The 10998-nt window shown below is 69.3% G+C and carries 11 protein-coding genes; 8 read left to right on the top strand and 3 right to left on the bottom strand.

Going from position 1 to position 10998, the window contains the following annotated elements; genetic code table 11:
* From AB0H32_RS20625 to AB0H32_RS20600, 6 genes are all read left to right on the top strand, one after another.
* The coding region (locus AB0H32_RS20625) for a F0F1 ATP synthase subunit delta (RefSeq protein WP_361122352.1) at positions 1–648 on the top strand (648 nt) is incomplete at its 5' end.
* Between the two features lie 139 nt (positions 649–787).
* A complete protein-coding gene (gene atpA / locus AB0H32_RS20620; protein ID WP_361122349.1) occupies positions 788–2380 on the top strand; it encodes a F0F1 ATP synthase subunit alpha in 1593 nt (530 codons plus the stop codon).
* Between the two features lie 21 nt (positions 2381–2401).
* Complete coding sequence (locus AB0H32_RS20615) at positions 2402–3319, top strand: F0F1 ATP synthase subunit gamma (RefSeq protein WP_361122346.1); 918 nt, start codon at positions 2402–2404, stop codon at positions 3317–3319.
* A complete protein-coding gene (atpD, locus tag AB0H32_RS20610) occupies positions 3319–4755 on the top strand; it encodes a F0F1 ATP synthase subunit beta (protein ID WP_361122343.1) in 1437 nt (478 codons plus the stop codon). The genes AB0H32_RS20615 and atpD overlap by 1 nt, the downstream gene beginning before the upstream one ends.
* A gap of 111 nt (positions 4756–4866) precedes the next feature.
* Complete coding sequence (locus AB0H32_RS20605) at positions 4867–5244, top strand: F0F1 ATP synthase subunit epsilon (RefSeq protein WP_361122340.1); 378 nt, start codon at positions 4867–4869, stop codon at positions 5242–5244.
* Positions 5245–5408: 164 nt separating this feature from the next.
* Positions 5409–5855 carry a DUF2550 domain-containing protein gene (locus tag AB0H32_RS20600; RefSeq protein WP_361122337.1) on the top strand — a complete coding sequence of 149 codons (447 nt, stop codon included), beginning with the start codon at positions 5409–5411 and terminating at the stop codon, positions 5853–5855.
* A gap of 89 nt (positions 5856–5944) precedes the next feature.
* On the opposite strand, the gene AB0H32_RS20595 is transcribed toward AB0H32_RS20600, so the two are convergent.
* The 3 genes from AB0H32_RS20595 to AB0H32_RS20585 form a co-directional block, all read right to left on the bottom strand.
* Complete coding sequence (locus AB0H32_RS20595; protein ID WP_361122333.1) at positions 5945–7777, bottom strand: glycoside hydrolase family 18 chitinase; 1833 nt, start codon at positions 7775–7777, stop codon at positions 5945–5947.
* A 137-nt stretch (positions 7778–7914) separates the two neighbouring features.
* Positions 7915–8565, bottom strand: a complete 651-nt coding sequence (locus AB0H32_RS20590; RefSeq protein ID WP_361122331.1) for a response regulator transcription factor — start codon at positions 8563–8565, stop codon at positions 7915–7917.
* Complete coding sequence (locus AB0H32_RS20585) at positions 8562–9734, bottom strand: histidine kinase (protein ID WP_361122328.1); 1173 nt, start codon at positions 9732–9734, stop codon at positions 8562–8564. Before AB0H32_RS20585 ends, AB0H32_RS20590 begins: the two co-directional genes overlap by 4 nt.
* Positions 9735–9886: 152 nt before the next feature.
* On the opposite strand from AB0H32_RS20585, the gene AB0H32_RS20580 reads away from it, so the two are divergent.
* Positions 9887–10483, top strand: coding sequence for a hypothetical protein (locus tag AB0H32_RS20580; protein WP_361122325.1), 597 nt, complete (start codon positions 9887–9889; stop codon positions 10481–10483).
* The gene (locus tag AB0H32_RS20575) at positions 10480–10983 is read left to right on the top strand and encodes a DinB family protein (RefSeq protein WP_361122322.1); all 504 of its coding nucleotides are present in this window, start codon (positions 10480–10482) and stop codon (positions 10981–10983) included. Before AB0H32_RS20580 ends, AB0H32_RS20575 begins: the two co-directional genes overlap by 4 nt.
* The last annotated feature ends 15 nt before the right edge of the window (positions 10984–10998 follow it).

Raw genomic sequence — 10998 nt, 5'->3', positions numbered from 1 at the left:
GCCGGGGAGGCCAAGGCCGAACTGGTCCGGAGCCTGATCGGCGGCCAGGTCAGCGGCGAGACCGCCGACCTGGTGGCCGGCACCGCCCGCGCTCGCTGGTCGCAGTCCCGCGACCTGGTCGACGCGCTGGAGGAGCTGGCGAGCACCGCCGACCTCACCGCCGCGGAGAAGACGGGCACGCTGGACGACGTGGAGGACGAGCTGTTCCGGTTCGGCCGGATCGTCGTCTCCAGCACCGAGCTGCGCGCCGCGCTCACCGACCGTGGTGCCGGCACCTCGGCCAAGACCGAGCTGCTGCACCGGCTGCTCGGCGGACGGGCCAAGCCGGTCACCGAGCGTCTGGTCACGCGCCTCGTCACCGCGCCGCGGGGACGTAGCCTGGAAGCGGGACTGGAGTCCCTGTCCAAGCTCGCCGCGGAGCGCCGCGACCGGGTCGTCGCCGTCGTCACCTCGGCCGTGCCGCTGAGCGACACGCAGAAGCAGCGCCTCGGCGCGGCCCTCGCGAAGCTCTACGGCCGCCGGATGCACCTGAACCTGGACGTGGACCCCGAGGTCCTCGGCGGGATCCGGGTGCAGGTCGGTGACGAGGTCATCAACGGGTCCCTCGCGGACCGGCTGGACGAGGCCACCCGCCGCATGGCGAGCTGAGCAACGCTCGGTAATAGACAAAAGCAGTACGTACTTACGGCCCTGGTTGGGCCGTGCAGAGGATTCACCTCTTTCAGGGGGGAGTCCCCATCCCCCCAAAGTGAAACTTCGGGCCCAACAAGGAGAGCAGGGAACCCAGATGGCGGAGCTCACGATCCGGCCGGAGGAGATCCGGGACGCGCTGGAGAACTTCGTCCAGTCGTACAAGCCGGACGCGGCCTCGCGCGAGGAGGTCGGTACGGTCACCCTTGCCGGCGACGGCATCGCGAAGGTCGAGGGCCTGCCCTCGGCCATGGCCAACGAACTGCTGAAGTTCGAGGACGGCACCCTCGGCCTCGCGCTCAACCTGGAAGAGCGCGAGATCGGCGCCATCGTCCTCGGTGAGTTCAGCGGCATCGAGGAGGGGCAGCCGGTCACGCGTACCGGTGAGGTCCTCTCCGTCGCGGTCGGCGAGGGCTACCTCGGCCGCGTTGTCGACCCGCTCGGCAACCCGATCGACGGTCTCGGCGAGATCGAGACGTCCGGCCGCCGCGCCCTCGAGCTGCAGGCCCCCACGGTCATGCAGCGCAAGTCGGTGCACGAGCCGATGGAGACCGGCTACAAGGCCGTCGACGCGATGACCCCGATCGGCCGTGGTCAGCGTCAGCTGATCATCGGTGACCGCCAGACCGGCAAGACCGCCCTGGCCGTCGACACGATCATCAACCAGCGCGACAACTGGCGCTCGGGCGACCCGAAGAAGCAGGTCCGCTGCATCTACGTCGCCATCGGCCAGAAGGGCTCCACCATCGCCGGCGTGCGCCGCGCGCTGGAGGAGAACGGCGCCCTGGAGTACACGACCATCGTCGCCGCCCCGGCGTCCGACCCGGCCGGCTTCAAGTACCTGGCGCCGTACACCGGTTCGGCCATCGGCCAGCAGTGGATGTACGAGGGCAAGCACGTCCTCATCATCTTCGACGACCTCTCGAAGCAGGCCGACGCCTACCGCGCCGTGTCCCTGCTGCTGCGCCGCCCGCCGGGCCGTGAGGCCTACCCGGGTGACGTCTTCTACCTGCACTCCCGGCTGCTGGAGCGCTGCGCCAAGCTCTCCGACGACATGGGCGCCGGCTCGATGACCGGTCTGCCGATCGTCGAGACCAAGGCCAACGACGTCTCGGCGTTCATCCCGACCAACGTCATCTCCATCACCGACGGCCAGTGCTTCCTGGAGTCGGACCTGTTCAACGCCGGTCAGCGCCCCGCGCTGAACGTCGGTATCTCCGTCTCCCGAGTCGGTGGTTCCGCGCAGCACAAGGCGATGCGCCAGGTATCCGGCCGCCTCCGTGTCGACCTCGCCCAGTTCCGTGAGCTGGAGGCGTTCGCCGCCTTCGGTTCCGACCTGGACGCGGCCTCGAAGGCCCAGCTGGAGCGCGGTTCGCGCATGGTCGAGCTGCTGAAGCAGAACCAGTACCAGCCGATGGCCACCGAGGACCAGGTCGTCTCCGTCTGGGCCGGCACCAACGGCCGTATGGACGACGTCCCGGTCGTCGACATCCGCCGCTTCGAGAAGGAACTGATCGACTTCCTGCACCGGAAGCACCAGGGCCTGATGACCTCCATCAAGGAGGGCGCCAAGATGTCGAACGACACCATCCAGGCGATCGACGACGCCGTGGCCGAGTTCAAGAAGCAGTTCGAGACCTCGGACGGCAAGCTGCTCGGCGAGGACACTCCTGCCGCTGCCGCCAAGTGACGTAAGGAAGGGACCTGACTCATGGGAGCCCAGCTCCGGGTCTACAAGCGTCGCATCCGATCCGTCAGCGCGACCAAGAAGATCACCAAGGCGATGGAGATGATCGCCGCCTCGCGCGTCGTCAAGGCGCAGCGCAAGGTGGCGGCCTCCACGCCGTACGCGACCGAGCTGACGCGCGCGGTCACGGCGGTCGGTACGGGTTCGAACACCAAGCACCCGCTCACCACGGAGGCGGAGAACCCGGCCCGTGCCGCGGTCCTGCTCCTCACGAGCGACCGCGGTCTGGCCGGCGCCTTCAACTCCAACGCCATCAAGGCGGCGGAGCAGCTGACCGAGCGCCTGGAGCGCGAGGGCAAGCAGGTCGACGTGTACATCGTCGGCCGGCGCGGTGTGGCCCACTACAACTTCCGTGAGCGCAAGATCGCGGAGTCGTGGACCGGCTTCACGGACGAGCCGACGTACGCGGACGCCAAGAAGGTCGCGGCGCCCCTGATCGAGGCGATCGAGAAGGACACGGCCGAGGGTGGTGTGGACGAACTCCACATCGTCTTCACCGAGTTCGTCTCGATGATGACGCAGACGGCTCTCGACGCCCGGCTGCTGCCGCTGCGCCTCGAAGAGGTCGCCAAGGAGGCCGCCCCCACGGGGGAGATCCTCCCGCTGTACGACTTCGAGCCCTCGGCGGAGGACGTCCTCGACGCCCTGCTGCCGCGCTACGTGGAAAGCCGTATCTACAACGCGCTGCTCCAGTCGGCCGCTTCGAAGCACGCCGCCACGCGGCGCGCGATGAAGTCGGCCACCGACAACGCGGGCGAGCTGATCAACACGCTCTCCCGTCTTGCCAACGCGGCCCGCCAGGCCGAAATCACCCAGGAAATCAGCGAGATCGTCGGTGGCGCGAGCGCCCTGGCCGACGCGACCGCGGGGAGTGACCGATAATGACCACCACTGTTGAGACCGCGACGGCTACGGGCCGCGTCGCCCGGGTCATCGGCCCGGTCGTCGACGTGGAGTTCCCCGTCGACGCGATGCCGGACATCTACAACGCCCTTCACGTCGAGGTGGCCGACCCGGCCAACGCCGGCGAGAAGAAGACGCTGACCCTGGAGGTCGCCCAGCACCTGGGTGACGGCCTGGTCCGCACCATCTCCATGCAGCCCACCGACGGTCTGGTCCGCCAGGCCCCGGTCACCGACACCGGCAACGCCATCACGGTGCCCGTCGGTGACTTCACCAAGGGCAAGGTGTTCAACACCCTCGGTGAGGTGCTGAACGTCGACGAGAAGTACGAGGGCGAGCGCTGGGGCATCCACCGCAAGGCCCCGAACTTCGACGAGCTCGAGTCCAAGACCGAGATGTTCGAGACCGGCGTCAAGGTCATCGACCTGCTGACCCCGTACGTCAAGGGCGGCAAGATCGGTCTGTTCGGCGGTGCCGGCGTCGGCAAGACGGTGCTCATCCAGGAGATGATCTACCGCGTCGCCAACAACCACGACGGTGTCTCCGTGTTCGCCGGTGTCGGCGAGCGCACCCGTGAGGGCAACGACCTGATCGAGGAGATGTCGGACTCGGGCGTCATCGACAAGACCGCGCTGGTCTTCGGTCAGATGGACGAGCCCCCGGGCACCCGTCTGCGCGTCGCGCTGGCCGGCCTCACCATGGCCGAGTACTTCCGTGACGTCCAGAAGCAGGACGTGCTGTTCTTCATCGACAACATCTTCCGCTTCACGCAGGCCGGTTCCGAGGTCTCCACGCTGCTCGGCCGTATGCCGTCCGCGGTGGGTTACCAGCCGAACCTGGCCGACGAGATGGGCCTCCTGCAGGAGCGCATCACCTCGACCCGTGGTCACTCGATCACCTCGATGCAGGCGATCTACGTCCCCGCGGACGACCTGACCGACCCGGCCCCGGCCACCACCTTCGCCCACCTCGACGCGACGACGGTTCTCTCCCGTCCGATCTCCGAGAAGGGCATCTACCCGGCCGTGGACCCGCTGGACTCCACGTCCCGGATCCTGGACCCGCGCTACATCGCTGCGGATCACTACAACGCGGCCATGCGCGTGAAGACGATCCTGCAGAAGTACAAGGACCTCCAGGACATCATCGCGATCCTCGGTATCGACGAGCTGGGCGAGGAGGACAAGCTCGTCGTCCACCGTGCCCGTCGTGTGGAGCGCTTCCTGTCCCAGAACACCCACGTCGCCAAGCAGTTCACCGGCGTGGACGGCTCGGACGTGCCGCTCGACGAGTCGATCGCCGCGTTCAACGCGATCTGCGACGGTGAGTACGACCACTTCCCCGAGCAGGCGTTCTTCATGTGCGGTGGCATTGAGGACCTCAAGGCCAACGCCAAGGAGCTGGGCGTCTCCTGAGCCTCGCGCTCGTGTGAGGGGGCGGGCCGCGTCCCGTCCCCTCATCCACGCCCATTAGAATTGACCCCAACACCCGGCACTACCGCCGGGTGGTGACCCGAGGAGCCACCCTTGGCTGCTGAGCTGCACGTCGAGCTGGTCGCCGCCGACCGCCAGGTCTGGTCCGGTGAGGCCACCCTGGTCGTCGCGCGCACCACGTCCGGCGACATCGGCGTCATGCCCGGTCACCAGCCGCTGCTCGGTGTGCTGGAGTCGGGCCCGGTGACCATCCGTACGAGTGATGGTGGAACGGTCGTCGCCGCGGTGCACGGCGGTTTCGTCTCGTTCGCGGACAACAAGTTGTCGCTGCTCGCCGAGGTCGCCGAGCTGTCGGACGAGATCGATGTCCAGCGCGTGGAGCGCGAGCTCGAGCGCGCGAAGGCGGAGGACGACGCGGAGGCAGCGCGCCGCGCGGATGTCCGTCTGCGGGCGGCGACCGCAGCGCGTTGACCCACCGCGCCGCGTGATGACGTCACTCAGCCGCGGCCGGCCCGGAGCAATCCGGTGCCGGTCGCGGCTGAGGCAGATACGGGTGTTTTTTCCGTTTCATTACTCAGCTACATATTCAGCTTCGGAATCAGTTCCATTGCCTAGAGACGAGGAGGTCGGTGCCGATGGTCCTCGCTCTGACTGTGTCCGGGATCGTGGTCGCGCTCGTGGTGGTGGGACTGTTCCTGTTCGGCCTGCGTCGCAGACTCATCCAGCGTTCCGGCGGCACCTTCGACTGCTCGCTGCGCTGGGACGTGGCCGAGAAACCGGACGCCAACGGCAAGGGCTGGAGCTACGGCGTCGCCCGCTACAGCGGTGACCGCATCGAGTGGTACCGCGTCTTCTCCTACGCCCCCCGTCCGCGCCGGATCCTGGAGCGCTCGCAGATCGAGGTGGCCGGCCGCCGGCTGCCCGAGGGCGAGGAGGAGATGGCCCTGCTCTCCGACGCGGTGGTCCTCGCCTGTACCCACCGGGGCACGCGCCTCGAACTCGCGATGAGCGAAGACGCGCTGACCGGTTTTCTCGCGTGGCTTGAAGCAGCCCCGCCCGGACAGCGAGTGAACGTGGCGTAGCCACGTTCACTCGCTGGGTGGGGGCTCCCCCGGACGAAGTCCGGGGGAGCGTCAATGTCGCTTGAGGTGCCGTAACTCTGCGAACCGTCTTACGACAGCCCGCTGCTGATGGCGCTCACCAGCTCACCGTTGCTGGTGTCACCGCTGAACTCCCAGAAGAACGCGCCGCCGAGACCCTGGGACTTGGCCCAGCTCATCTTCCCGGCGATCGTCGACGGGGTGTCGTAGGACCACCAGTTGCTGCCGCAGTGCGCGTACGCCGTGCCGGCGATGGTGCCGGTCGCCGGGCAGGACGTCTTGAGCACCTTGTAGTCCTCGATGCCCTGCTCGTACGTACCCGCGGCCGGACCCGTGGCCGTGCCGCCCGGGGCGTCCTGGGTGACGCCGGTCCAGCCGCGGCCGTAGAAGCCGATGCCGATGAGCAGCTTGCTCGCGGGGACGCCGGTCGCCTTGTACTTGGCCATCGCGTCGGCGGTGGTGAAGCCCGCCTTCGGGATGCCGGAGTACGAGGTGAGCGGGGAGTGCGGGCCGGTCGGGCCCTGCGCGTCCCAGGCGCCGAAGAAGTCGTACGTCATCACGTTGTACCAGTCGACGTACTGCGCGGCGCCCGCGTAGTCGGCGGCCTCGATCTTGCCGCCGGAGGAGCCGTCGGCCGTCACGGCCGCGGTGACCAGTGCGGAGGAGCCGAACTTGGCGCGCAGCGCGGCCATCACGTTCTTGAAGGCCGCCGCTCCGCTGGTGTCACAGGACAGACCGCAGGCGTTCGGGTACTCCCAGTCGATGTCGATGCCGTCGAAGACGTCGGCCCAGCGCGGGTCCTTGACCAGGTTGTAGCAGGACTGCGCGAAGGCGGTCGGGTTGGCCGCCGCCTGTCCGAAGCCGCCGGACCAGGTCCAGCCGCCGAAGGACCAGATGACCTTGATGTTCGGGTACTTGGCCTTCAGCTCGCGCAGCTGGTTGAAGTTGCCGCGCAGCGGCTGGTCCCAGGTGTCGGCCACGCCGCTCACCGACTGGTCGGCGGTGAACGCCTTGTCGTAGTCGGCGTAGGAGTCGCCGATGGCGCACTGGCCGTTCGTCACGTTGCCGAAGGCGTAGTTGATGTGCGTGATCTTCGAGGCGGAGCCGGACGTCACCAGGTTCTTGACGTTGTAGTTGCGGCCGTAGATGCCCCACTCGGTGAAGTAGCCGAGCTTGACCTTGTCGCCGGTGGGCGGGGGAGTGGTGCCGCCGCCGGTGGTGTGCACCTTGACCGCGCCGCTGACCGGGCCGGTCTGGTCGGCGGTGTCCCGGGCCTGCACGGTGTAGGAGTAGTCGGTGCCGGCGGTGAGGCCGCTGTCCGTGTACGACGTGGTCGTCACGGTGCCGACGACCTTGCCGTCGCGCAGCACGTCGTAGTTCTTGACGCCCTTGTCGTCGGTGGCCGCGCTCCAGCCGAGCTTCACCGAGGTGTCGGTGACGGAGGAGGCGGTCGGGGTGCCGGGGGCGGAGGGGGCCGCGTCGCCGGGGACCGTGGCGCCGTCGCAGCTGTCGCCGTTGAGCTTGCAGTTGGACGGGGAGCCCGATCCCGCGCCGTTGAAGCCGAAGGTGACGGAGGCTCCCGGGGCCAGGGTGCCGTTGTAGGACTTGTTCTTGGCGGTCCAGTGGGTGCCGGAGCTGGTGACGTCCGCGTCCCAGGCGGAGGTGACGGACGTACCGGAGGGGAAGTCCCACTCGACGGTCCAGGAACTGATGGAGCTGGTACCGGTGTTCTTGACGGTCCACTGCGCGCCGAAGCCGGTACCCCAGTCCTGGGTCTTGGCGTAGGTGGCGGTGGCCGAAGCGGAGTCCGCCGCGGCCTCGGCGGGTCGTGTGAGACCGACCAGGCCGGCCAGCGGGAGCAGCAGGGTCGCGAACCCCGCCGCGGCTCTGTGTCTGAAGCGCATGCTGCGCCTCCCTCGTGTGTGGGGCATTCATCGGGGATGTCAGGGGCATGACTGAGCCTTCACGCCCACGGTGCCGCGAGAATAGAAAGGTCTGGACCACAGGTCAATAGGTCTGGACCACTCGCCCCGTGTGCCCGCTAGATCCCCAACTCCTGCGCCAGCACGGCCGCTTGGACCCGGCTGCGCAGCTCCAGCTTGTTCAGCAGACGGCTGACGTGCGTCTTCACCGTGCCCTCCGCCATCTCCAGACGCTCCGCGATCCCGGCGTTGGACAGCCCCTCGCCGATGCACGACAGCACCTCGCGCTCGCGCCGGGTGAGACCGTCCAGCACGGCCGGATCGGCCGTCGGCCGGCGCACCGGCTTCGCGGCGAACTCGGCGATCAGCCGCCGGGTGACCGCCGGTGCCACGATCCCCTCCCCGCGCGCCACCGTCCGCACCGCCTGGAGCAGGTCCGTCGCCTCGGTGTTCTTCAGCAGAAAACCGGCCGCACCCGCCCGCAGCGCCCCGAACACGTACTCGTCGAGGTCGAAGGTGGTCAGCACCAGCACGTCCGCGGTCTGCTCGGCGACTATCTGCCGGGTCGCCGACACTCCGTCCAGGCGTGGCATCTGCACGTCCATCAGGACGAGATCCGGCCGCAGCTCCCGGGCCAGCTCCACGGCCTGCTTGCCGTCCGCCGCCTCCCCGGCCACCTCGATGTCGGGCGCGCTGCCCAGGATGAGCACCAGCCCGGCGCGGACGGCGGACTGGTCCTCGGCGACCAGGACCCGGATGGCGCGGTTCATGCGAGATCTCCTTCGGTGAGCGGAAGGGTGGCGCACACGGACCAGCGGCCTTCCTCGGGCCCCGCCGTGAAACTGCCGCCGAGCAGTGCGGCCCGCTCCCGCATCCCGGTCAGACCGGAGCCGGAGCCGGGCGCGCGTGGAGTGTCGCCGGCCCGATAGGGGCTGGTCACCCGCACGTGCAGGGCGCTGCCGTGCCTGCCGAGGCTGACGTGGACGCGCCCCGGCGCCGCGTGTTTCAGGGCATTGGTCAGTGACTCCTGCACGATCCGGTAGGCGGCCAGCTCGACCGGCGCGGGCACACTGTCGTGGCTGGTGTCGAGGGTGACGTCCAGGCCGTTGGCGCGGGCGCCGTCCACCAGGGTGCCGAGTCCGTCGAGGGTGGGGGACGCGGCGGGCTCGTGGTCGCCGGAGCTGTCCCGCAGGATGCCGATCAGCCGCCGCATCTCGGCCAGCCCCTCGACGCTGTTCTCCCGGATGACGGCCAGGGCGTCCTTCGAGGTCTTCGGGTCGTCGAGGGAGAGCGCGGCCGTGGAGTGGATGGCGATCGCGGAGAGATGGTTGGCGACCATGTCGTGCAACTCCCGTGCGAACCTGGACCGTTCGGCGGTGACCGCCTGGGTCCGGTCCAGCTCGGCGAGCAGCGCGGTCTGTTCGGCGTGCAGCCGGGCGGCCTCGGCCGCGTCGCGGTGGTTGCGCACCACCCAGCCGGTGGAGGCGGGCGCGAACGCGACCACGCCGACGCCCACCCCGATCAGCAGGCCCTGCGGGTCGCGCCAGAGGGCGGCGGGCACGACTCCGCCGAGGACCGTCAGCATGCCGGTGACCCAGGGGAGGCGACGGGCGGCGGCGGGGCTGCCGTACAGGACGGCCGCGTACATCAGGTCGGTGTACAGCACGATCGTGACGACGTTGCCCAGCGTCACCGTGTCAAGGACCAGTGCGGCGGTGCCGACCAACAGGCCGAGGCGGGGCCGGATGCGGCGCAGCGGCTCGCAGGCGGCGGTGACCGCGAGCGGCGCCAGCGGCGCCCAGGACGCGTGCCACAGCACGAGGCTGTCCGAGGCCACGCGCGGGTGGATGCCGAGCACCCACAGCAGCACCCCGCCGAGCAGCCCGCCCACGGCGATGCGCAGGTCGTCACGGTGCGGGCGGGGCAGTGCGAGGGACATGACCCCCATCCAACACGGCCCGCGGCCGCTTCGCCTGCTCCCCGGGAACGGTCCTGGACTGCAACTTTCGATTACGGCGACTTCGCCCGGGGCGACGATGACCCGGGCACCGGCCCAGGCGAGCCTGGAGGGGTGAGCGAAGGGAGTGAACCGTGATCGTCGGGTTGATCATCGCCTGTGAGGTGGCGTTCTGGGTCCTGCTGGCCGCGGGGCTGGCCTTCCGGTACGCGTTCCGGATGCCCCGCCTCGGCCTCGCCCTGCTGCTGTGCGAGCCGCTGCTGGAGGTCGTGTTGTTCACCGTGACCGCGATCGACCTCAAGAACGGCGCGGAACCCGACTGGCGGCACGGTCTGGCCGCCGTGTACATCGGCTTCACCGTCGGCCTCGGCCACTCCACGGTCAAGTGGGCCGACGCCCGGGTCGCCCACCGCTTCGCCGGCGGTCCGCCGCCCGCTCGGGCGCCGAAGTACGGCACGGCACGCGCCGTCCACGAGTGGAAGGTCGCGGGCCGCTGGATCCTGGCCGCGGTCGTCGCCATGGCTCTGCTGCAGGGCGCGGTCTGGTACGTCGGGGGCGACGGCGACACCGGCTCGCTGCGGACGTGGCAGCAGCGCATGCTGTGGCTGATCGGCATCAACGTGGTCGTCGCCGTCAGTTACACGCTGTTCCCGAAGCGGGAGCCCCGGGGCGGGGCCGGTGAAAAAGCGCTCGCGGGGACCGAGCGCGCTGAGCGATCATCCCGGCAATGACACGGACTGACACGCCTCCCGCCTGGGACGAGCGCACCCAGCTGACCACCTTCCTCGACTACGTCCGCGCCACCGCGCGCGCCAAGTGCGAGGAACTCTCCGACGAGGACGCCCGCAAGGCTCTCCTCCCCGGCTCGCCGCTGATGACCCTGAGCGGTCTGATCAGCCATCTGCGCTGGGTCGAGTACTACTGGTTCCGGGTCGTCTTCCTCGGCGAGGAGGACGAGGGACCCTGGACCGACGAGGACCCCGACCGCGAGATGCGCATCGCCGTCGACGTCCCGCTGTCCCGGCTGCTAGCCGAGTACGCCGAGCAGTCCGCGCGCCACAACGAACTGGTCGCGGCGCACGACCTGGACACCAAGGCGCAGCGGAAGCGGGACGACGGCAGCGCGCTCGACCTCCGCTGGATCCTGCTGCACCTCGTCGAGGAGACGGCCCGGCACAACGGCCATCTCGACATCCTGCGCGAGATGGCCGACGGTCGCACCGGCGTCTAGCCGGAACCGGGCGCA

The organism is Streptomyces sp. NPDC020362, from assembly GCF_040642095.1.
Lineage (GTDB): Bacteria > Actinomycetota > Actinomycetes > Streptomycetales > Streptomycetaceae > Streptomyces.
Note: the sequence above shows the minus strand (reverse complement) of the source record. Positions and strands in the feature narration are given on the sequence as shown.